Source organism: Tessaracoccus luoxuelianae (assembly GCF_054483915.1).
The window spans coordinates 1,554,889-1,577,317 of sequence record NZ_CM137013.1; the positions used below are offsets into that span (position 1 = coordinate 1,554,889).

Sequence of the window (22,429 nt, forward strand, 5' to 3'; positions counted from 1 at the left end):
GGGTGTTTCAGCTTGTTGGGCTGACCGGTCCCCGACAGGTGGGTCCCAAGTCCGCGGAGGCGGGGCGCTAGTGCGGGGCTCCACGCTCAGGGGGCTGACCAGAGGGTGCCATTACGGGAACGATTCCGCGCCCCACCTTCCTGAGGTCCGAGACCAGCCGCGAGTTCGCCGAGGAGAGCTGCGGGGCCGTAGCCCTCAGATCCGCTGATGGTGGGGTGCTCCCCTGCGCGGAAACGTGCCCGTAGTGCCGGTCACCCTGCCCTCGGCTGAGCGTGAAGGGCGGCACTGGCGTCCCGCCTCCGCGGCGGAGCGTCGGTCGAGACACCGGACCGGGTGACAGGGGCTTCGACGCGGGTGCGGCGCTTCGCGCGCGCCCGGCTCACCCAGCGGGGTCGGGCAGGTTCGATCACAGAGGGTCCCGCTGAGAGCGAGGGTGGGGGACGGCAGGGCGGCACTGCGCAGCGGTGCCCAACCCGAGGATCGCCCAACCGGCATCCCGCTCAAGCAGACCCGACTCCAACGCCGCCCTGCCGGGACGCACCCGAACCAGGCAACGCCACAGGAGAACGAGTGCGGGGAGACGGGAGACGACGCCCGGGCGGCCTCAACAACCCGACCACCGACCCAGGCGGCCTGAACAACGAGACCATGGACAACGGCCGCCCGGGCATCGACGCACGGCTCCCCGCACCCGACCACAAGATCCGCGCAGAGGTGGTAGTCACAACCCTTCGAGACAGGCCACGCCGCTCCGCGGGCGGCCCTCCTCAGGGAGCGGGGAAGGGGAGGCCCTCCTCAGGGAGCGATGGACGGCCCACGCCGCGCCGCGGGCCGCCGTAGGGAGCGGGCCGCTCGTCGTCCACCGCCGCCGACGGCAGCGCCCCCCGCCGGGAGCACCACTAAGGTGGCGGGTGTGACAGCCCCGGCAGCCCCGACCAGCCATCTGGCGGCCTACCGTGGGCGGCTGGGCACGGGCTGGGACGAGCTCACCTCCGGGGCTGAAGCCACGCCCGGGAAGTCGTTCCTCGAGGGCGCCATCGGAACGCTCGGCCTGCGGGGGCTGCAGTCGGCCCGTGAGGAGTTGGACCGCCTGGTCCAGGACGAGGGGATCCACTACGGCGGCGAACTGCGCCTCGCCTGGATGATCGACCCGCTTCCCCTCGTCATCGGGGCCGACGAATGGGACGCGCTGGAGGCCGGCCTCAAGCAGCGGGCCCGCCTGCTCGGCCTGGTGTTGCGGGACCTGTACGGCGAGCAGCGGCTCCTTTCCTCGGGCGCGCTGCCCGCGGAGATCGTGTGGGGCCACCACGGGTTCCTGCACCGCGCGAGCGGCATCGAGGCGCCGAGCCATGCCTGGCTGCCGCTGGCCGCCGCGGACCTGGGCCGCGACGCCGGGGGAGCGTGGACGGTGCTGGCCGACCGCACCGATGCTCCTTCGGGCATGGGCTACGCGATGGCGAACCGCAGGCTCACCTCCCGCGTGATGGCAGACCTGCGCCACGACGCCCGCCCGGCGCGGCTGCGCAGCTACTTCTCGGCGATGCGGGCGGGGCTGCAGCAGCTCGCCCCCCGCACAGGACACACCCCCAAGGGGGTCCTCCTCTGGTCCGGTGCCGGCGCGGAGACCGCCTACGAGCAGGGATTCCTCGCCACGCTGCTGGGCTATGCCCTCGTGGAGGCCGAGGACCTGGTGCTCCGCGACGGGCAGGTGTGGGTCAACTCCCCCGAGGGGCGGGCGCTGGTCGACGTCATCCTCCGCCGCGTGGACTCGGATCTGTGCGACCCGCTCGAGTTCCGCAGCGACTCCCAGCTCGGCGTGGCCGGCCTCGTCGAATCCGCGCGCCTCGGCAACGTCGCCACCCTCAACCCACTGGGCAGCGGCGTGTTGGAGAACCCGGCTCTGCTCGGCCTGCTCCCGGGGCTGGCCGTCCAGCTCCTCGGGGAGGAGCTCCTCCTGCCCTCAGCCCAGACGTGGTGGTGCGGCGACGACGCGCAGCGCAGCCACGTCCTGACCCACCTGGACAGCCTGCTCCTCAAGCCCATCAACCGAGGCTTCGGAGGCTCGACCCTGGCGGGCTGGGAGCTCACCGCTGCCCAGAAGGCGGAGCTGGTCGCCCGCGTCGAGGCTGAGCCGTGGGCGTGGTGCGGGCAGGACAACGTCGAACTCTCCACCACCCCGGTGGTCACCGCCGACGGCGTGGAGCCGCGCCGCGTGGTGCTGCGTTGCTTCGCCGCCCAGGTGGACCACTCGCACGAGATCCTGGCTGGTGGCCTGGCGCGGGTGGCGCCGGACGAGCGGTTCCGGATCACCACCATGAACGGTGCCCTGACCAAGGACGTCTGGGTGCTGGACCCGGACGATGTCCAGGAGACGTGGACCCCCACCTTCGAGGGGGGACCGATCGCCATCCAGCGGGTGGCGACGCTCGCGCCCCGCATCGCGGACAACCTGTTCTGGTTCGGTCGCTACGCGGAGCGCGCCGACGGCACGGTGCGGCTGCTGCGTCTGGCCGTGGACCTCGCCCACGACCATGGCCGGAGCCCGGTCTCACGCGGCGGCCAGGTGCTCGGCGCCGTCCTCGTCGCCGGGGAGCGGATCACCGGCCTGGACCTGTCCGCGGGCGACGTCGGCGCCGCTCTGAAGCGGCTGCGCCCCGCCGTCGTCGACGGGAGTTCCACCGGCTCCGTGGCGCACGCGATCAGGCGCCTCACGGAGGCCGCCAACCAGGTGCCCGACATCATGTCCAGCGACCTCTGGCACATTCTCAGCCAGCTCAACCGGCTGCTCGTCGACGCGGGCAGGCGCCGCGACCTGGCGGGCATCCTGGACGACCTCGTCGCGGGCACCCTGGCCGTGGCGGGCCTCAACAATGAGAGCCTGACCCGTGACGTGACGTGGGCGTTCATCGACGCCGGGGTGCGGATCGAGCGCTCGCAGCGCACGCTCGCTGTGGTGCTGCACACCCTTGGAGACGACCGTGCGGCCGTGGTGGAGAACCAGCTCGCAGACGCGATCCTCGAGATGGGGGAGTCGCTCATCACGCAGCGCCGCCGCTCCGCCTCCGGTGAGGGGCCCCGTCGCCCGACCCTGGCGGCCACCCAGCTGCTGCTGTGCGACAGATCCAACCCCCGATCCGTGGCCTACCAGCTGGACCGGCTCGTCGAGGACCTCAAGCTCATCGGCGACGACGAGGTGGCGGCGCGGGCCTCGGAGCTGGTGGCGGCGTTCGCCAACGCGGACCTGGTGCGACTCTTCACCGGCCCGAGGGCGCTGGTGACCGGGTTCGCGGCCGCCGAGCTGTCCGAGCTTCGCGCGATCTCCGATGAGCTCAGCCGCAGGCACCTGACCCGGTCCGCGCCGCGCCGGGCCACGCTCAGCGAGTGGAGCGCCGGGGCGCTCCTGGGGGAGGACGCGTGAGGCAGCTTCCCGAAAACCTGACGCCCCGCCGCTACTTCGTCAAGCATCGCACCAGCTACGAGTATCCGGAGCCCGTGACGCTGTGCTACGAGCGGGGATTCCTCACCCCCCGCGACACCGCCACCCAGCGGCTCCGCGCCCACGGCACCCAGGTGCTGCCGCGTCCCCTGCTGCACACCGAGCATCTGGACCGTTTCGGCAACACCAGCCATTACCTGGAGATCCACTACCCGCACACCCACCTCGTGGTGATCAAGGAGGCGATCGTCGACGTGGCCTGGCCCGAGGTGGACCTGGACTCCCTCAACCAGTGGACGCTGGCGTCGGCCCGGCGTGCCACCGCCGGCAACGCCGCGTTCCGGCTGGACCGCGCCATGTTCTCGCTGCCGTCCCGGCACGTGACGGTGGCCTCCGGGGAGGACCTCGCCGACTACGCCGAGACCATCCTGGCGCCCGGGCTGGGCTTCGGTGAGGCGCTGGTGGAGCTCACCAGGGGCATCCGTCGGGACTTCGCGTACCGGCCGGGCGTCACGTCCGTGCGCACCACCGTCGACGAGCTCCTCGAGCTGCGCGCCGGCGTCTGCCAGGACTTCGCCCACCTCGGCATCGCGATCCTGCGCTCACTCGGCGTGCCGGCCCGCTACGTCTCCGGATACATCGAGACGGTCGCGGGGCCCGGGCAGACCAAGTTGGAGGGCGCCGACGCGTCGCACGCCTGGATCTCGGTGCTGGCGCCCACCGGGACGTGGATCGACATCGACCCCACCAACGGGCAGTTCGCGGACTCGCGCTACATCGTGACGGCCTGGGGCCGCGACTTCGCGGACGTGAGCCCGCTGCGGGGGGTCATCGTCACCGAGGCCGCGACCTCACGGCTCAGCGTCGGTGTCGACGTCCTCCCGATGGAGGGCGACGAGGCGCCTCAGGTGAGCGTCCTGAAGCTGAAGTTGTCGTCGTAGGGCAGCTCGCCGTCGACGGTCGCGGTGACCGACAACCGGTTGAGGGTGGTGCGCCCGCCGAGCGTGGTCATGAAGGCGGTGTCGGCGGCGTCGCGCCCGGTGCAGATCCGCACCATGGGGGTGCGCGGCGCCAGCCCGGTGGCGTCGAGCAGGTACCAGGACCCTTCCCAGTAGGCCTCGACGACGGCGTGGAAGTCCATCGGTGTCAGGCCCGGGGCATACACCGACACCAGACGCGCCGGCATGTTGACCCCGCGCAGGAAGGCGACCACGAGGTGCGCCGAGTCCCGGCACACCCCGGCCCGGCTGAGGTAGGTCTCCAGCGCGCCGTCGACGACCCGGCTGGATCCGGGGCGGTAGATCACCTTGGTGCGGACCCACTGCGTGACGGCGCTCATCAGCTCGAATCCGGTGAGGCCGGCGAAGTGGGTGTGGCTGAGGTTGGCCAGCCGGTCCGAGTCGCAGTAGCGCGAGGGCCGGGTGTAGAGGATCTCGTCGATGCCTTGGAGGGGGTACTCGGGGGCGGGGGCCAGCACGGCCGCGTTGTAGTCCACGTGGAGGGTGCCGACGGGGGCGTCGCGGAGCCGGTGCAGGCGGCTGCCCGATGGTGCGATCAGTTCCTCGACCTCGAGCTCGTCGTCGCCGACCTTGAAGGTCAGCGTCTCGTCGACCTCCGGGTAGTGCGTGCTCACCGCGACCGAGAAAACCATGTCCGCGGTGGCGCCGACCCCCACCTCCAGGTGGCTGGAGACCCGCCTGATACTCACGCCGCGTTGCCAGGGAGGGTGAGGATCTCGGCGCCGTCGGCGGTGACCACCAGGCTGTGCTCCCACTGAGCCACCCGCGACCGGTCCGTGGTGACGACGGTCCAGTCGTCGTCCCACTGGTCGGTCTCGTGGGTGCCGAGGGTGAGCATGGGCTCGATGGTGAAGGTCATGCCGGGCTGCATGATGGTGGTGACCCGGGGCTCGTCGTAGTGGAACACCACCAGCCCGGAGTGGAACGCGGTGTGGACGCCGTGGCCGGTGTAGTCGCGCACCACCCCGTAGCCGAAGCGCTTGGCGTAGGACTCGATGACGCGGCCGATCACCGAGAGGGGACGCCCCGGCTTGACGGCCTTGATGGCGCGGTTCAGCGCCTCCAGGGTGCGCTCGGAGAGGAGCCGCGACTCCTCGTCGACGTCGCCGCAGTAGAAGGTGCCGCAGTTGTCCCCGTGGACGCCGTCCTTGAACGCGGTGACGTCGATCTTGACCAGATCGCCGTCCTCCAGCGGGCGCAGGTCCGGGATGCCGTGGCAGACCACCTCGTTGACCGAGGTGCAGATGGACTTGGGGAAGCCGCGGTAGCCCAGCGCCGACGGGTAGGCCCCGTGATCCAGCATGTACTCGTGCGCGACGGCGTCCAGCTGATCCGTGGTGACGCCCGGCGCGATGGCCTTGGCCGCCTCGTGCATCGCCTCCGACGCGATCCGGCCGGCCACCCGCATCCGCTCGATCACATCAGGGGTCTGCACGTCCGAGCCGGTATAGCGCTTGGGTGCGGGCCTGCCGACGTACTCGGGGCGCGGGATGGAGCGGGGGACGTCGCGCAAGGGGGTGATGGTGTGGGGTGTCACTGGGTTCACAGTGCGCCAGTCTACGTGCGGGTGAATCAGCCGTCGAAGCGCAGGGAGGCCAGCGCGTGCTCGACCTCCCGCTGGTTCTCCTCATGGTCGATGGTGGCGCACGAGACGTACACCGCGAACCGGTCCTTGTCGCCGGTGGGCACCAGGATGACGTCGACCACGTCGCCCTCGATGCCCTGATGGCGCTGGTTGCCGACGAAGATGTTGGAGGTGAGCCGCCAGCCGATCCGGTCCGAGACGACGTAGTCCTCGTTGATGAGGATCTCGCGGCGCTCGAAGCCGAAGAACATGCCCGAGGAGGCCATGCACGTGACGAACTGCTCCGCGGCCGTGCTCATCACCGGCGAGAAGCCGTCCGATACGCGGATGTAGCCGACGTTGACGTTGCTGATCCAGCCGGTGGCGATGTCGCGGATCATCCCGTTGGACTCGTACAGCCACTCGATCCAGGCCCCGGACTGGTACCAGTCAGAGCCCGACGGCGGCTCGATGGAGAGCCCGCCACCGTGGAGGCGGCCGTCGCGGAGGTCGCTGCGGGGGGATTCCTTGGTGATGGGGCAGTCGATGGGTTGCCCGAAGCCCGTCTCGACGGGGGTGGGACTGGGCGTCTCGGTGGGCACGAGTTCGTTCCACTGGGTGCCGGAGGGCCGGGCGGACCTGTTGTCCTCCGGGGTGGCCGCGAAGGGATTCGCGCCGCGGGGCACGAGGATGATGGCCGCGATCACGGCGGCGACCACCAGCAGCGCGATCACCACCCACAGTCCCGTGCCCGGCCCCTGGCGGACGGGCCCGGCCTGCATCCAGCGCTGGCCGTCCCAGTAACGCCGCCCGTGGGGCGCCGTCGGGTCCGCGTACCAGCCGGGCTCTGCCATAGGCCAATAGTAGGTGGTGGCCTCTCGCCGGCCCAGTGGCGCCAAGGGCGCTGGCAAGCGCCGCGACCCAGGCGCGGAAACGCGGGCCTCTGGCGCGGTTCGTCATGCGCTTGAAACAAAGTGCGGGCAGACTGGGGCCATGGATAGGCAGACTGAATTCGTCCTGCGCTCTATGGAAGAGCGGGGGATCCGGTTCGTCAGACTCTGGTTCACCGACGTGTTGGGCTCCCTCAAGTCCGTCGCCATCGCGCCGGCCGAGGTGGAGGGCGCCATCTCCGAAGGCGTCGGGTTCGACGGATCGGCCATCGAGGGCTTCGCGCGCGTCTTCGAGTCCGACATGGTGGCGCACCCGGACCCGTCGACGTATCAGGTGCTGCCCTGGCGCCAGGCCGGCCGTTCCACGGCGCGGATGCTGTGCGACATCAAGCTGCCCGACGGCTCCCCGAGCTTCGCGGACCCCCGCTACGTGCTCAAGCGCGCCCTGCAGAAGGCCGGGCAGATGGGCTTCACGTTCTACATCCATCCCGAGATCGAGTTCTTCCTCCTCCGGTCGCTGACGCCGCCGGTGCCGCTGGACGACGGCGGCTACTTCGATCACACCACGCTCGGCGACGGCACGGATTTCCGCCGCGACGCCATCACGATGCTGGAGCAGATGGGCATCTCGGTGGAGTTCAGCCACCACGAGGCCGCCCCCGGGCAGCATGAGATCGACCTGCGCTACGCCGACGCGCTCACCATGGCGGACAACGTGATGACCTTCCGCGTGGTGATCCGCGAGGTGGCCGTCAGCCAGGGGATCCACGCCTCGTTCATGCCGAAGCCGTTCTCCGAACACCCCGGCTCGGGCATGCACACCCACATGTCGCTGTTCGAGGGCGACACCAACGCCTTCTACGACGCCTCAGACGAGTACAACCTGTCCAAGACCGCCAAGCAGTTCATCGCCGGCCTCATGCGGCACGCCCCGGAGATCACGGCGGTGACCAACCAGTGGGTCAACTCCTACAAGCGCCTCGTCGGCGGCGGCGAGGCCCCCTCGTACGCCTGCTGGGGGAGGGCCAACCGCTCGGCCCTCATCCGGATCCCGCAGTTCACCCCCGGTAAGACCTCGTCGGCGCGCATCGAGTACCGCGCCGTCGACGCGGCGGTCAACCCGTATCTCGCCTACGCCGTGCTGCTCAACGCCGGCCTCAAGGGCATCGAGGAGGAGTACGAGCTCCCCGAGGAGACCGAGGATGAGGTGTGGCGCCTCACGGACCGTGAGCGTCAGGCCATCGGCATCCGCGAGCTCCCGCACAACCTCGACGAGGCACTCCGGCTGATGGAGGAGAGCGAGCTGGTGGCCGAGACCCTCGGCGAGCACGTCTTCGAGTACTTCCTGCGCAACAAGCATGAGGAGTTCTCGGCCTACCGCAAGCAGGTCACCCCCTGGGAGCTGGAGCGCCACATCCGCGTCATGTGAGGGCCTTCACCGCACCAGCGGGAAGGCACGGGCAGCCTCGCCGGCGTGCACGCCGGAGGCGCTGAGCGTCGCCCCGGACCAGTCGAGGCGCCCGACGGCGAGGCCCACGAAGGTCCCCGGCGTCATCTCCACGACGTTGGGCGGGGTGCCGCGCGTGTGCCTCGGCCCGGCGTCGAACCCGATCTGAACCGCCGCGAACGGCGGCACCCGCACCTCGATGGACGCCCCCGGATGCCGCTCACCGAGGAGGGCGCACCCGGCCCGGCACACCGCGGCGGTGAGCTCCCGGTCCAGGAGCCCCGGGAGCTTCGCGGCGCGCAGGAGGAGCCCGGTGAGGTCCGGGCGACGGCGGGCGAGCTCTGCGTCGATCGCGGCGTCGTCGCTCAGGTGGGCCCGCAACGCGGCGACGACCTTCGGGGTGGGCTTGAACATGATCGGCCCAGGATAGTGGCGGCGCGCCGTGGGACCCGCGGGGCCGGGCCGGCGTCGATAGTCTGAGCCGGTGACCAGGTACCAGTCGCAGATCGGCGAGTTCGCCCGACGCGGGTTCGACTCCGCCACGGCGAGCGCCCGCGTCTGGGACCGCTGGCGGGAGCGGGTGCAAGGCGACCCGCCCGTCGACCTCGCCGTCTTCGAGCCGGTGGCGGACCGCGACCTCGCGCTCGACGCCCTGGAGCGCATCTCAGAATCCGCCCCGGAGCTCTTCGCCCGGATGGTCGCTGACGACGGCTGGCTCCGGCGGGTCGTGGCCGTGCTCGGCGGATCCTCCGTGCTGGCCCAGACCCTGGTGCGTCACCCGGAGGAGGCGGAGGCGCTCCGGGAGGAGCCCCGCGCACGCGGACGCGAGGGGTGGCACGCCTTCTTCGCCGGACGCGTCGGACTGGTCGACGGCGTCGCCCAGGGCAACCCGGACTCCCTGCGCCTCGCGGACCGGGTGGCGCTGATCGAGATCGCGGCCCGCGACCTCACCGCCCCGGACCCGATCGCCGTCGCCGACGACGTGGCCCGCGAGCTCGCCCATGTGGCCGACGCCGTGCTGGAGATGTCGCTGGCGCACGCCCGGGCCGAGGTGCCCGGCTGGCGCTCCGCGCGCCTGGCGGTCATCGCGCTCGGGAAGACCGGCGCGCAGGAGCTCAACTACATCTCCGACGTCGACGTGCTCTATGTGGCCGAGCCCGCGGAGGGGGCCACCGTCGAGGAGGCGATGGCCGCGGCCACCAAGCTGGCGGCCGCGCAGGCGCGGCTCTGCTCGGCGCACACCGCCGAGGGCACCATCTGGCAGGTCGACGCCGCGCTCCGGCCCGAGGGGAAGGCCGGTCCGCTGGTGCGCACCCTGGCCAGCTGCCGGACCTACTACGAGAAGTGGGCCAAGAACTGGGAGTTCCAGGCCATGCTCAAGGCGCGCCCCGCGGCCGGGGACCTCGAGCTCGGCCAGGGCTTCGTGGACATGGTGTGGCCCATGGTGTGGCAGGCAGGGGAGCGGCCGGAGTTCCTCGCCGAGGTGCGCAGCATGCGCGAGCGGGTGATCTCCCTGATCCCAGCCAAGCAGGCCGACAAGGAGATCAAGCTGGGCTCCGGCGGCCTCCGCGACACCGAGTTCTCCGTGCAGCTGCTCCAACTGGTCCACGGCCGGGCCGACGAGCGGCTCCGCGTCCGCGGCACCTTCACCGGGCTCAAGGCGCTGGTGGGCAGCGGCTACATCGGCCGCACCGACGGCGCGGAGATGGCAGACGCCTACCGCTTCCAACGCGTGCTCGAGCACCGCGTCCAGCTGAGGCGGCTCAGGCGCACGCACCTGGTGCCCGACGAGGAGCTGGCGCTGCGGCACGTCGCCCGCTCCCTGGGACTCACCGCAGACGAGCTGACCAGGCAGTGGCGCGAGTCCACGCGCCGCGTCCGGCGCCTCCAGCAGCGGATCTTCTTCTCCCCGCTGCTCGATGCCGTCAGCCACCTCCCCACCGACGGCCTCAAGCTGACCCCCGACGCGGCCATGACGCGAATGCGGGCGCTGGGATTCGCCGACCCGCGGGCCGCGCTCGGCCACATCCAGGCGCTCACCCGGGGCACCGACCGCGGCGCCGAGATCCAGCGGCAGCTGATGCCCGCGATGCTTGAGTGGTTCGCCGAGGGCCCCAACCCGGACTTCGGGCTGCTATCGTTCAGGCAGCTGTCGGAGGCGCTGGGCACCACGTCCTGGTACCTGCGGACGCTGCGCGACGAGGGTTTCATGGCGCACCGGCTGGCGCGCATCGCGTCCTCGAGCCGGTACGTGGTCAACCTGCTCAAGCGCGCCCCCCACCACATCCACATGCTGGCCGGCAACGACGAGCTGCGCCTGCGCGCCATCGAGGAACTGACCGAGGCCATGACGCGGGCCGCCAGCCGGCAGGAGGACCTCGACAAGGCCATCGCCTCCGTCCGGGCGCTGCGCCGCGCGGAGCTGTGCAGGATCGCCCTCAGCGATGTGTTGGGCGACGCCGACCTGGAGACGGTGGGGGTGGCGCTGAGCGACCTGGCGTCGGCCACCATCGACGCGGGGCTCGTGCTGGCCCGGCGGCGCATCGAAGCCCCCGAGGTGGGGGTCATCGCGGTGGGCCGGTGGGGCGGAAGCGAGATGTCCTACTCCTCGGACGCCGACTGCATCTTTGTGGTTCCCGACGGCGTCGAGGGGGAGGACCTCACCCGCGCCACCGAGCTGGTCCGCCTCGCCTCCGACATCATCGGCAAGCCGGGGCCCGACCCGGGGCTGGTCGTCGACACGGACCTCAGACCCGAGGGCAAGGGCGGACCGCAGGTGAGAACCGTGTCGTCGTATGCCGCCTACTACGCCAAATGGGCCTCGACCTGGGAGGCGCAGATGCTGCTGCGCGCCCGGCCCGGTGCCGGAGACCGCGCCCTCGCCGAGCAGGTGCTGTCCGCGCTGGACGGCTTCCGGTATCCCGTCGGTGGGCTCCGGCCCGAGCAGGTCACCGACATCCGCAAGCTGAAGTCCCGGATGGAGACCGAACGCATCCCCAAGGGGGTGCCGCGGGAGCGGCACCTCAAGCTCGGCCCCGGTGGCCTCTCGGACGTGGAGTGGACCATTCAGCTGCTCCAGCTACAGCACGCGTACGCCCACCCGGGGCTCCGCACCACCTCCACCCTCGGCGCGCTGCGCCTCCTGGCCCGGTTGGAGCTGCTGGAGCAGCCTCAGGCCGAGCGCCTGGAGCAGGCGTGGGTGAGGGCGAGCCGGCTGCGGGACGCGGTGATGCTTGTGCGCGGCCGCGCCAGCGACGCACTGCCCGCAGACGTGCGCGAGCTGGCCGCCGTCTCGGTCCTCCTGGGCTACGGCCCCAGGGCGGCCTCTCAGCTGGTCGACGACACCCGCCGGCTGCTACGCCGCGCCTCGGACGTGGTGGACGCCGTCTTCTGGGAGAGCTGAGCCCGAGACCGGCGGCGGTGTGCCGGTTCTCCGGTGCTACCATCTGTGCAAACGTGTTCCGGGGTCGGTGTAAGTCCGAACCGGCGGTGATAGTCCGCGACCCCCGAGGCCCATCAGGGCCGAAGGGTTGACTCGGTGAAATTCCGAGACCGACAGTAGAGTCTGGATGGGAGGAGCACGCGTGCGCGACGGCGTGCGCACTTTCGTGCGCGCATTCAGCCGTCGTGCCTGCGCGTACCCCGGGACCTGAGACGAAGGACCGGGACGATGACCATCCAGGAGCGGCGACGGGCGCGCACCCTCGCGCATCTCGGCGTGTGGTCCGCCTACCCCGCCCGCACCCGGCCCGCAGCGGGGCGGCGGCGGACGACGCTCGCTTCCTTCGCGCTGGTGGGCCTGCTGTGGTGGGCTGTCACCGCCACCGGCCTCGTCGCCCCCCTCTACCTGCCCAACCCCGTCGACGTGGTGGCGCGGATGGTGACCCAGGCAACCACCGGCGTGGCCTGGCGCTACCTCGCCCCCACCCTGGGAGCCGCCCTGCTCGGCGCGTTCATGGCCATCGCCGTGGCGATCCCGCTCGGCGTGGTGATCACCCACTCGCGGCTCCTGGCCGCCGTCGTCGAGCCGTTCGTCGCCATCTCGCAGACCATTCCGCTCGTGGCCATCGCGCCGCTGCTGGTGCTGTGGATCGGCTACGGCACCGTGCCCATCGCGGTGCTGTGCGCCATCATCGCGTTCTTCCCGATGATCACCACCACGGTGGTGGGACTCCGATCCCTCGACATGCGGGTGGTCGAGAACGCGCTCCTCGACGGCGCCAGCGCCAGGCAGCGGCTGATGCACGTCGAGGGACCGATGGCGGCCCCCGCCATCCTCGCCGGCGTCCGCGGCGGCGTGGTCCTCACCATGACCGGCGCCGTCGTCGGCGAGCTCGTCATGGGCGGAGCCGGACTGGGCACGCTCCTCACCCTCACCCGGGAGGCGGCGGATACAGCGGGCCTGTTCGCCGTCGTCGCCTGGATCAGCCTCACCTCACTGACCCTGCACGGCCTCGTCCTCGTCGCTGAACGCGCCGCGGTCGCAAGACTCCAAGGAGAAACCACATGATCACCCGACGTTCCCTCTTCCTGAGCGGCCTCGCCGTGGCCGGCGCAGCCGGCCTCGCCGCCTGCTCCTCCCAGCCCGAAGCCACCCCCACACCTACCGCAAGCGGCAGCATGCTCGCCAACGGCACGCTCACCGTGGGCCTCACCTACATTCCCAACGTGCAGTTCAGCGCCTTCTACCTGGGTGTGGCGCAGGGCATCTTCGCCAAGCACGGGTTGGACGTGACGCTGCGTCACCACGGGCAGCAGGAGGACGTGTTCGGCGCCGTCCTGGCCCGCGAGGAGCACGTCGTGTTCGCCTCCGCCGACGAGGCGATGGTGGCGGCCGCGAACGGGCAGGACCTGCGCACGTTCGCCACCAGCTACCAGACCTACCCGCTTGAGGTGATGGGAGGCGCCGGGCTGGGGCTGTCGGCCGACGACGGGCTGACCGTGCTCGCCGGCCGCAGCCTCGGCATCCCCGGCCACTTCGGCTCCAGCTACTACGCTGCTCTGGCCGCCATGCACGAAGCCGGCCTCACCGAGGCCGACGTCAAGCTGATGGACATCGGCTACACGCAGCTCAGCGCGTTGGCCGCCCGCCAGGTGGACTTCATCATGGGATTCCGCAACAACGAACTGGTGCAGCTGCAGGCCCAGGGCGAGCCCGTCATCTCGATCCCGATCTCGGACCCGGCGTCGCCGCGGCTGGTGGGGCCGAGCCTGGTCACCGTCGGCACCGAGGTGCCCGACGACGTGCTCGCGGCGGTCGCGGCGGGGATGCGCGAGGCGCAGGAGGCGGTCATCGCGGACCCGGAGGCGGCGCTGGATGCCACTGCCGAGCAGGTGCCCGCCCTGGCGGACCCCGCCCAGCGGGAGTCGGCGGCCCGGGTGTTGGAGGCCACGACGGGGCTGTGGACCAGGGACGGGGAGGTGGACGTGTCGCTGGATGTCGCGGCGTTCGGCCGGATGGCGGAGTTCCTCGTCGAGGTGGGCGTGATCGAGCAGGCCCCGGCGAATCCGTACGTGGACCTCGGCGACCTGGTCTGACCCCTGGCCGGGGATGTGTCGACGGTGCGCGGAGCCGAGAGCCGCTGCCCGGGCAGCCCCTGGTGGTTGGCCCGCATCGGCAGCTGCCTGTCGCGCTGGGGCTGGGTGGTTGAGGGCTGCCCGGGCAGCGTCTCCCGGCTCCGCGCGCTGCTCACCATGTGGCGTTGTCACCTTCGGGCGCGTGCCGACAGGGCGGCCCTGGTTCGGGTCTGCCTGGGCGGGACGCCAGTTCGGCGATCGTCGGGTTGGGCATCACTGCGCCGTGCCGCCCTGCCGTCACCCTCCCTTGTAGGGCCCCCAGCTGTCTGACAATCTCGGTCCCTGAGGGGGTCGGCGTCGCGGAGCGACCGTCGGCCGTCGCAATCGGTCCCTGAGGAGGTCGGCGTCGCGGAGCGACCGTCGGCCGTCTCGAAGGGTCGTGTCGCGACCTTTGAGCGAGTCTGGTTGTCAGCTTGCGAATCGACCCTTCGAGACGTCGCCCGCGCCTGCGGCGGGTCGACTCCTCAGGGAACGGGGCACGAGACGTCGCCCGCGCCTGCGGCGGGTCGACTCCTCAGGGAACGATGGTCAGATCTCGACTAGGGTGCGGCCGTGACGGCGGCCGGCGAGCAGGTCCTCGCCGGCCGCGATCACACCGTCGAGCCCGATCCTGGTGGTCATGGCGTCCAGCAGGGCCGTGTCGACCCCCCGCGACAACACACGCCAGGCGTCGGCGCGGTCCTCCACGTCTGCCCACACAGAGTCGATCCCCGCCAGCGTCACTCCGCGGAGGATGAACGGCAGCACGGTGGCCGGCAGCTCGGAGGAGCCCGCCAACCCGCAGGCCGCGACCACGCCGTGCGGCTGAGTCTGCGCGATGGCGTTGGCCAGGATCTGGCCACCCACCGAGTCGATCACGCCCACGTAGGTGGCCTTCTGGAGCGGCCGCCCCGGCGTGGCGAGCTCGTCCCTGGCCACGATCGTGTCCGCGCCCAGCTCCCGGAGGTAGCCGCCGAACTCGTCGGGGCGCCCCGTCGACGCCGCGACATCGAAGCCGGCCGACGCCAGCAGCATCGTCGCGATCGACCCCACGCCCCCCGTTGCGCCCGTCACGAGCACCGGCCCGTCGGAGGGTGAGGCACCCTCCATCACCAGCCGCAGCACCGCCATCGCCGCCGTGTAGCCGGCGGTGCCGAGGGCCGCGGCGCGCTCCGGGGTGAGGCCGTCCGGCACGCGGACCGCGAGCTCGGCGTCCGCCCTGGCCAAGGTGGCGTACCCTCCGTGCCTGGTCTCGGACAGGCCCGCGCCGTTGAGGATCAGCCACTCTCCCGGGGCCCAGCGGTCGTCGGGCGATTCGACGACGCGGCCCACCATGTCCACACCGGCGATCAGCGGCCGCTGGCGCACCACGCCAGGCCGCCCGGTGACGGCCAGGGCGTCCTTGTAGTTGAGGTCCGAATACACCACCTCGACGAGGACCCCCTCGTCGCCCAGCAGCTCCTCGATGCCCTCTTCCAGAGCCACGCCGTCGTCCCGCACCACGATTCCACGCATGGCCATCACCCTACTGGTCTGCGCGGACAGCGGTCAGTCGAGCTTGGCGTGCGCCGCCTGGTCCGCCTTCAGCTTCGCCGGCCACCAGACGGCGGGGCCGATGTCATAGGCAAGCGCCGGCACCAGCAGGGTCCGGACGAGGAAGGTGTCGATGAGGACGCCGAACGCGACGATGAACGCGAGCTGGATGAGGAACAGGATGGGCAGGACGGCGAGGGCGGCGAAGGTGGCGGCCAGCACAAGGCCCGCCGAGGTGATCACGCCACCGGTGACGGCCAGGCCCCGCTTGATGCCTTCGCGGGTGCCGTGGATCATCGACTCCTCGCGGACCCTGGTCATGAGGAAGATGTTGTAGTCGATCCCCAGCGCCACCAGGAACACGAACCCGTACAGCGGCACCGACGGGTCGGCACCCGGCAGGTCCAGGACATGGTTGAACACCAGCGCCGCGGTGCCCAGCGCGGTGCCGAAGGACAGCACCGTGGTGAGGATCAGCACCACCGGCGCCAGGATGCTGCGCAGCAGCAGGATGAGGATCAGCAGGATCACCACCAGCACCAGCGGGATGATGACGTTGCGGTCGCGGATGGAGGTGTCGCGGGTGTCGATGTTGGTGGCCGTCTCGCCGCCGATCTGGGCGGCGCCGTCGAGGTCCGTCCGGAGGGCGCGAACCGTGTCCGACGCGGCGTCGCTGTCGGCCGCGTCCGTCAGGGTGGCCAACAGCAGGACCTGACCGTCGCTGACGGACGGTGCCGGGGCCGGGGTTCCGGGCGGGCCCAGCGGCTGGATGCCGTCGGCGGTCACTGGCGCGGTGCCGGCGGGCGAGTCGGCGGCGATCACGGAGACCGAGTCCACGCCGTCGTTGGCCAGAAGCAGGTCGGTCACCTCCTGGAGCCGGGATTCGTCGGTCAGGACGCGGGCGGGGCTGCCCGAGCCGGCGGGGAAGTGCTCGGCGAGCGCGACCTGGCCGTCGCGGGCCTCGGAGGCTCCGAGCACGAACTCGCTCGGGGGGACGCCGTCGGCCTTGAGCGTGGGCACGAACGAGGCGCCGGCTGCCAGCGCGATCGCGCACGCGATCCACACGGTCCGGGGACGCCGCGACACCAGCCCTGCCGCCTTCGCGTAGATGCCCGTGGTCATCTGGGTGTCGTCGCCGCGGTTGGGGTCGAAGCGGGGGCGGCGTGGCCAGTAGGACGCGCGGCCCATGAGGAACAACATGCTCGGCAGAAGCGTGAGCGCACCCAGCATCGCGAACACGATGCCGATGGCCGCGACGGGGCCGAGCGAGCGGCTGGAGCCCAGATCGCTCAGCAGCAGGCACATGAGGCCGGCGATGACCGTGCCGCCGGAGGCCAGCACCGGCTCGATGACCCCCTTGAGCGCGGCCCGGGTGGCATCGGCCTTCGACGCGCGCCGCTTCAGCTCCTCGGCGTAGCGCGCGGTGTAGAGCAGCGAGTAGTCGGTGGCCGCGCCGATGACGAGGATGAACAGGATGCCCTGCGTCTGTCCGGTCAGGGTGACGATGCCCGCCTTGGCCAGCCACCAGTTGACCAGCAGCGCGACGGCGAGGGCGGAGATGCTCGTGAGCAGCACCGCGAACGGCAGGATGAGCGAGCGGTAGACCACCAGCAGGATCACCAGCACCACGGCAAGGGCGACGACCAGCAGCAGCCCGTCGATGCCGCTGAAGGCCTCGGTGATGTCCGCGGTGAACCCCGCGGGGCCTGTGACGTAGGGGGTGACGCCGTCGGGGAGCCCCTCGGCGAAGTCCTCGCGGAGGAGCGTGACGACCTCGGCGATCTCGCCGTCGGAGTCCACGCCGGCGAAGACCTGCGCGGCCTTGCCGTCCTCGGACGGGATGAGGGGGGAGACCTCCTCCACCCCCTCGACGTCGGCCAGCGCCGCGGCTCGCTCGCCCAGCTCGGTGAGCGTCTCTGGCGTCAGGGCCTCGTCGGAGGTGAACAGGACGATGGCGGGGATGGTGGAGCTGTCCACGAAGTCCAGGTAGCGCTCGCTGACGACCGTGGCCTCGGCGCTGGTGGGGAGGAACGTCGACTGGTCGTTGGTGGCCACCTCCTCGATGCGGCCGAAGTAGGGGCCGCCCACAGCGGCGCCGACGAGCCAGATCAGGATGAGGGCAACGGGGATCGCGATGCGCGCGAGACGGGTCTTGGACACGCGCTCAGCCTAGGGTGGCGTGGCGGGGGAGTGGAGTGTCGCGGGGTCGGCCGAACGGTTGATGTCGCGGGCGGCCGCCCCCGCAACGAGAATGGCCCCCGACCCTGCGGTGCAGGACGGGGGCCACTCTCAAGGGGCTACGGATCAGAGCGCGTAGTACAGCTCGAACTCGTGCGGGTGCGGGCGCATCGCGATGGCCTGGATCTCGGCTCGCTTGAGCTCGATCCACGTCTCGATCAGGTCCGGGGTGAACACGTCACCGGCGAGCAGGAACTCGTGATCCGCCTCGAGGGCGTCCAGCACCGCGCCGAGCGAGGCGGGCACCGTCGGCACCTGGGCGTGCTCGTCCGGGGGCAGCTCGTAGAGGTCCTTGTCGATCGGGGCCATGGGCTCGATCCGGTTCTGGATGCCGTCGATGCCGGCCAGCAGCATGGCGGCGAATGCCAGGTACGGGTTCGAGGACGGGTCTGGGCAGCGGAACTCGATGCGCTTGGCCTTCGGGTTGGAGCCCGTGATCGGGATGCGGATGCAGGCCGAGCGGTTGCGCTGCGAGTAGACCAGGTTGACCGGGGCCTCGAAGCCGGGGACCAGGCGGTGGAAGGAGTTCACCGACGGGTTGGTGAAGGCGAGCAGCGCGGGGGCGTGCTTGAGGAGGCCGCCGATGTAGTAGCGGGCCATGTCCGAGAGCCCGGCATAGCCGTTCTCGTCGTAGAACAGGGGCACGCCCTCGTTCCAGATGGACTGGTGGCAGTGCATGCCGGAGCCGTTGTCGCCGAAGATGGGCTTCGGCATGAACGTGGCCGTCTTGCCGGCGGCCCACGCGGTGTTCTTGACGAGGTACTTGAACTTCATCACGTCGTCGGCAGACTTCAGCAGCGTGTCGAAGCGCCAGTTGATCTCGGCCTGGCCGGCGGTGCCCACCTCGTGGTGCGCGCGCTCAACCTCGAGGCCTGCGGCCTCCATGTGGCGGACGATGTCGTCGCGGAGGTCGCCGAAGTGGTCGACGGGCGCCACGGGGAAGTAGCCGCCCTTGTACTTGACCTTGTAGCCGCGGTTGCCGCCGTCCTCGAGGCGCCCGGTGTTCCAGGCGCCGGCCTCGGAGTCGATGTGGTAGTACGACGAGTTGGCCGTGGTCTCGAAGCGGATGTCGTCGAACACGTAGAACTCGGCCTCGGGCGCGAAGAAGGCGGTGTCACCGATGCCGGTGGAGGCCAGGTACGCCTGCGCCTTCCGCGCGATGTTGCGCGGGTCGCGGGAGTAGGGCTCCTTCGTCAGCGGGTCGTGGACGAAGAAGTTGACGTTGAGGGTCTTCGACTTGCGGAAGGGATCCACGTAGGCGGTGGTGGGGTCCGGCAGCAGCGACATGTCCGATTCGTGGATCTTCTGGAAGCCCGTGATGGACGAGCCGTCGAAGTTGAGTCCCTCCTCGAACACCTCAGGGCCGAACGAGCCGGCAGGAACGGTGAAGTGCTGCATGACCCCGGGAATGTCGCAGAAGCGGACGTCGATGGTCTCGATGCCTTCTTCCTTGACGTAAGCCAGCAGGTCGTCTGCGCCTTGGAACATGGGCGGATCTTTCCTCACGTGTCGGGATGTCTTGAATGAGACCATACGGGGAAAAACTTGTCCGTCAGTTGCCGATGAGTAACAGCGCTGTTACAGCTTTTCCGGAACTGAGGGCCGTCAGCGGGTCTGGCGGGGCATCGACGCCGCGGCGATCACCAGCATCCCGATCACCAGAGCGGCCAGCAGCGCGATGCCCACCCACGTGCTGGAGGCCACCTCGGCGTTGCCGGTCACATCGAGGACCGCCTCGGCGGCCCACGTCATGGGCAGGATGCGTGCGACCGCCGCCAGCGCGTCGGGCATCAGATCGACGGGGGCGAAGAGCCCGGACAGGAAGATCTGGGGCCCGATGAACATCGGCATGAACTGCACCGCCTGAAACTCGGTGCGGGCGTAGGCGCTGGCCAGCAGCCCGAAGGACACCCCGACGAGGGCGTCGAGCAGGGTGATCACCAGCAGCACCCAGAGGGGACCCTCGATGTCCACGCCGAACACGCCCAGCACGAACGTGGCCAGCAGCGAGGCCTGGGCCACGCCGAGCACGCCGAACACCAGCCCGTAGGAGGCCAGCAGATTCCAGCGGCTCAGCGGCGTCGTGAGCAGCCGCTCGAGGGTTCCGGTGGTGCGCTCGCGCAGCATGGCGATGGAGGTGACCAGGAACATCAGCATCATCGGCAGCACGGCCAGCATCGTCGGCCCGATCGTGTCGAACGCCGTCGGCGCCCCGGGCGGGGTGGGGAGGTCGATCATCACGTAGTACAGGAGCGAGATGAACACGATGGGCAGCACCATCACCAGGCCGATGGTGCGCGGGTCCGCGTGCAGTTGGGCCAGGATCCGGGCGACGGTGGCCAACGGTGCCACGCGGCTGCGCGGGGCCGCGTGCCGAGGGCCGTTCACGCCGCGACCTCGCGCCGGACCAGGGCCAGGAACGCGGCCTCGGGGGTCGCGGCGCCGCTGGCGGCCATCAGTTCGTCCATGTGCCCGCTGGCGAGGAAGTGGCCCTCGCGCATGAGCAGGACCGAGTCGCAGCGGGTGGCCTCGTCCATGACGTGGCTGGACACCAGCAGGGTTGTCCCGGAGGAGGCGAGCATCCGGAAGTGCTCCCACAGCGATTCCCGCGTCAGCGGGTCGAGGCCGACGGTGGGCTCGTCCAGGATCAGCACCTCAGGCTTCCCGACGAGGGCGCAGGCCAGGGACGCGCGGCTGGCCTCGCCCCCGGAGAGGGTCTCGACGCGCCTGGCGGCCAGGTGTGACAGCTCCACGTAGGCGACCGCGTCGTCGGCGGCCTCGTCGGGGGCGCCGTGGAGGCGGGCGAAGAGGAGGACGTTGGCGCGCACGGAGATGTCGCGGTAGATGCTCAGCGACTGGCTGGTGTACGAGACGCGACGGCGCAGCTGCGGGTCACCGGCAGGCAGCCCCAACAGGTTCAGCGTGCCGGAGGTGATCTTCTGGACGCCCACCATGGCGCGCATCAAGGTGGTCTTCCCGCAGCCGGAGGGACCGAAGAGGCCGGTGACCGAGCCGGGGGCAAGGGTCAGGTCCAGCCCGTGCAGGATCTCGTTCCTGGCGCGATGGACGACGAGGCCGCGGGCCTCCGCGGCGGGATGTGCCATGGCCCGGAATCTACTCCCGCGCCGGCGGCCGCGGCGTCCGGGGCGGAACGACGCGCCGACGCCCCGCCCCTGGGTGGAGGACGGGGCGCGAGGTGCGGGTCAGGCGCTGAACTGGGGTTCGGCGTCGTAGGTCGCCTGATCGAGGATGCCCTCGCGCTTGCCGACGACTGCGGCCACCAGCGCCTGGCCGGTGACGTTGAGCGCCGTTCGGCCCATGTCGACGATGGGCTCCACTGCCAGCAGGAGGCCGACCCCGGCCAGCGGCAGGCCCAGGGTGGACAGCGTCAGTGTGAGCATCACCGTCGCGCCCGTGGTGCCGGCTGTGGCCGACGACCCAAGCACCGCGACGAACGCGATCAGCAGGTAGTGGGTGACGCCCAGGTCGATGCCGTAGAACTGGGCCACGAAGATCGAGGCCAGCGCAGGGAAGACCGCGGCGCAGCCGTCCATCTTGGTGGTTGCGCCCAGCGGCACCGCGAAGCTCGCGTACTGGCGCGCGACGCCCAGGTTCCTCTCCACCACCTGCTCGGTGACCGGCATGGTGCCCATCGACGAACGGGTCACGAAGCCCAGGGAGATCGCGGGCCAGACGTTGCGGTAGAACTGGCGCACGCTCAGGCCGTGAGCCTTGAGGATGGCGGGGTAGACCACCGCCCACACGATGATGAGCCCGATGTAGAGCGCCACCACGAACGAGCCGAGCGAGGCGAGAGAGGTCCAGCCGTAGGTGGCGACAGCCTTGCCGATCAGCGCCGCGGTGCCGATGGGCGCCAACCGAATGATCCACCAGAGGACCTTCTGGATGACCGAGAGGGCGGATTCCATGAACCCGACCAGCGGGGCGGCCTTGTCGCCCACCTTCAGCGCGGCGACGCCGAACAGGATGGAGATCAGGAGGACCTGGAGGACCGAGAAGTTGGCGGCTGCGGTGAAGCCCGCCTCGGGGTCGCCGGAGATGCGGACGCCGAGGCCGAGGAAGTTGTTGGGGATCAGCCCGAGGAGGAACGCCGACCATGAGCCCACGCGGCTCGGCTCGGCGGCCGCCTCCCCGTTGACGCCGGCGGTCAGCCAGGGCGCGGAGAGGAGCCCCACCGCGATGCCGACAACCACGCTGGCGAAAGCCGTGATGGCGAACCAGACGAGCGTCTGGACGGCCAGCCGTGCGGCGTTGGCCACCTCACGGAGTCGGGAGATGGAGGAGATGACGGCGGTCACGACGAGCGGGACCACCAGGAGCGTGAGCAGGCTGACGTAGGCGTTGCCCACCTCGGAGAGGAGCGTGGCCAGCCAGTTGCGTTCCTCGCCGTCGGGGCCGATGGCCACGGCGATCAGGCCGAGAACCAGGCCGACGATGAGGCCGACGACGATCTGGAAGCCGAGGTTGGTGTAGAAGGGTTTGCGTGGCTGCGGCGTCGCCTCGAGGGCGCGCTCAGACGTGGCTGTTGACATGAAGGGAATTCCTTTGCTGGGGGTGTGGCGGGTTGGCGCTGCGCGTTCAGCGACAGCTGCCGACCTGGACGCGGCAGAGGTCCACCCACAGGCGGACGACGAGCAAAGGCATGGGCTCACCCTCCCACGCCCACCGGGTGGGGACCAACCTCGTTCGCCGAGGGCAGACCCGGCGTCGCTGCTAGGCTGCCGC

Annotated in this window: 16 protein-coding genes and 1 riboswitch; of the genes, 6 read left to right on the forward strand and 10 right to left on the reverse strand. The window is 70.8% G+C overall.

Features of this window, described 5'->3' with window-relative positions; genetic code table 11:
- Nucleotides 1-913: 913 nt before the first annotated feature.
- Both ACX1D1_RS06905 and ACX1D1_RS06910 read left to right on the forward strand, forming a co-directional pair.
- The gene (locus ACX1D1_RS06905) at nucleotides 914-3,418 is read left to right on the forward strand and encodes a circularly permuted type 2 ATP-grasp protein (protein ID WP_459056410.1); all 2,505 of its coding nucleotides are present in this window, start codon (nucleotides 914-916) and stop codon (nucleotides 3,416-3,418) included.
- Nucleotides 3,415-4,377, forward strand: a complete 963-nt coding sequence (locus ACX1D1_RS06910; RefSeq protein ID WP_459056411.1) for a transglutaminase family protein — start codon at nucleotides 3,415-3,417, stop codon at nucleotides 4,375-4,377. The genes ACX1D1_RS06905 and ACX1D1_RS06910 overlap by 4 nt, the downstream gene beginning before the upstream one ends.
- Here ACX1D1_RS06910 and ACX1D1_RS06915 read toward each other — a convergent pair.
- The 3 genes from ACX1D1_RS06915 to ACX1D1_RS06925 are packed head-to-tail and all read right to left on the reverse strand — an operon-like array spanning nucleotide 4,341 to nucleotide 6,873.
- Nucleotides 4,341-5,144 carry a transglutaminase-like domain-containing protein gene (locus ACX1D1_RS06915; RefSeq protein ID WP_220489360.1) on the reverse strand — a complete coding sequence of 268 codons (804 nt, stop codon included), beginning with the start codon at nucleotides 5,142-5,144 and terminating at the stop codon, nucleotides 4,341-4,343. The two genes, ACX1D1_RS06910 and ACX1D1_RS06915, sit on opposite strands and share 37 nt — an antisense overlap.
- Nucleotides 5,141-6,001, reverse strand: a complete 861-nt coding sequence (gene map / locus ACX1D1_RS06920; RefSeq protein ID WP_182800111.1) for a type I methionyl aminopeptidase — start codon at nucleotides 5,999-6,001, stop codon at nucleotides 5,141-5,143. The genes ACX1D1_RS06915 and map overlap by 4 nt, the downstream gene beginning before the upstream one ends.
- A gap of 26 nt (nucleotides 6,002-6,027) precedes the next feature.
- On the reverse strand, nucleotides 6,028-6,873 hold the full coding sequence (locus tag ACX1D1_RS06925; RefSeq protein WP_459056413.1) for a DUF2510 domain-containing protein: 846 nt from the start codon (nucleotides 6,871-6,873) through the stop codon (nucleotides 6,028-6,030).
- 172 nt (nucleotides 6,874-7,045) lie between these two features.
- Between ACX1D1_RS06925 and ACX1D1_RS06930 the strand changes: the two genes are divergently transcribed.
- Complete coding sequence (locus ACX1D1_RS06930) at nucleotides 7,046-8,338, forward strand: glutamine synthetase family protein (protein ID WP_182782515.1); 1,293 nt, start codon at nucleotides 7,046-7,048, stop codon at nucleotides 8,336-8,338.
- 6 nt (nucleotides 8,339-8,344) lie between these two features.
- Here the strand turns inward: ACX1D1_RS06930 and ACX1D1_RS06935 are convergent, their stop codons facing one another.
- Complete coding sequence (locus ACX1D1_RS06935) at nucleotides 8,345-8,770, reverse strand: sterol carrier family protein (RefSeq protein WP_459056414.1); 426 nt, start codon at nucleotides 8,768-8,770, stop codon at nucleotides 8,345-8,347.
- Nucleotides 8,771-8,840: 70 nt separating this feature from the next.
- On the opposite strand from ACX1D1_RS06935, the gene ACX1D1_RS06940 reads away from it, so the two are divergent.
- From ACX1D1_RS06940 to ACX1D1_RS06950, 3 genes are all read left to right on the forward strand, one after another.
- Nucleotides 8,841-11,759 carry a bifunctional [glutamine synthetase] adenylyltransferase/[glutamine synthetase]-adenylyl-L-tyrosine phosphorylase gene (locus ACX1D1_RS06940; protein WP_459056415.1) on the forward strand — a complete coding sequence of 973 codons (2,919 nt, stop codon included), beginning with the start codon at nucleotides 8,841-8,843 and terminating at the stop codon, nucleotides 11,757-11,759.
- Nucleotides 11,760-11,809: 50 nt separating this feature from the next.
- A riboswitch (FMN riboswitch) is annotated at nucleotides 11,810-11,941 on the forward strand.
- Between the two features lie 85 nt (nucleotides 11,942-12,026).
- Nucleotides 12,027-12,866 carry an ABC transporter permease gene (locus tag ACX1D1_RS06945; protein ID WP_459056417.1) on the forward strand — a complete coding sequence of 280 codons (840 nt, stop codon included), beginning with the start codon at nucleotides 12,027-12,029 and terminating at the stop codon, nucleotides 12,864-12,866.
- Nucleotides 12,863-13,894 carry an ABC transporter substrate-binding protein gene (locus ACX1D1_RS06950; RefSeq protein ID WP_459056418.1) on the forward strand — a complete coding sequence of 344 codons (1,032 nt, stop codon included), beginning with the start codon at nucleotides 12,863-12,865 and terminating at the stop codon, nucleotides 13,892-13,894. Before ACX1D1_RS06945 ends, ACX1D1_RS06950 begins: the two co-directional genes overlap by 4 nt.
- Before the next feature lie 567 nt (nucleotides 13,895-14,461).
- Here ACX1D1_RS06950 and ACX1D1_RS06955 read toward each other — a convergent pair.
- The 6 genes from ACX1D1_RS06955 to ACX1D1_RS06980 all read right to left on the reverse strand — a co-directional run bounded on the left by ACX1D1_RS06955 (nucleotide 14,462) and on the right by ACX1D1_RS06980 (nucleotide 22,236).
- Nucleotides 14,462-15,427 carry an MDR family oxidoreductase gene (locus ACX1D1_RS06955; RefSeq protein ID WP_459056419.1) on the reverse strand — a complete coding sequence of 322 codons (966 nt, stop codon included), beginning with the start codon at nucleotides 15,425-15,427 and terminating at the stop codon, nucleotides 14,462-14,464.
- A gap of 33 nt (nucleotides 15,428-15,460) precedes the next feature.
- The gene (locus ACX1D1_RS06960) at nucleotides 15,461-17,605 is read right to left on the reverse strand and encodes an MMPL family transporter (protein WP_459056421.1); all 2,145 of its coding nucleotides are present in this window, start codon (nucleotides 17,603-17,605) and stop codon (nucleotides 15,461-15,463) included.
- 144 nt (nucleotides 17,606-17,749) lie between these two features.
- Nucleotides 17,750-19,171: a type I glutamate--ammonia ligase gene (glnA, locus tag ACX1D1_RS06965; RefSeq protein WP_182782435.1), complete on the reverse strand. Its 1,422-nt coding sequence runs from the start codon at nucleotides 19,169-19,171 to the stop codon at nucleotides 17,750-17,752.
- 117 nt (nucleotides 19,172-19,288) lie between these two features.
- Entirely contained in the window at nucleotides 19,289-20,071 is a 783-nt protein-coding gene (locus ACX1D1_RS06970; RefSeq protein ID WP_459056422.1) for an ABC transporter permease, read from the reverse strand.
- Nucleotides 20,068-20,787, reverse strand: a complete 720-nt coding sequence (locus ACX1D1_RS06975) for an ABC transporter ATP-binding protein (protein WP_459056423.1) — start codon at nucleotides 20,785-20,787, stop codon at nucleotides 20,068-20,070. Before ACX1D1_RS06975 ends, ACX1D1_RS06970 begins: the two co-directional genes overlap by 4 nt.
- Before the next feature lie 99 nt (nucleotides 20,788-20,886).
- Nucleotides 20,887-22,236 carry a dicarboxylate/amino acid:cation symporter gene (locus ACX1D1_RS06980; protein ID WP_182800103.1) on the reverse strand — a complete coding sequence of 450 codons (1,350 nt, stop codon included), beginning with the start codon at nucleotides 22,234-22,236 and terminating at the stop codon, nucleotides 20,887-20,889.
- Nucleotides 22,237-22,429: the final 193 nt, after the last annotated feature.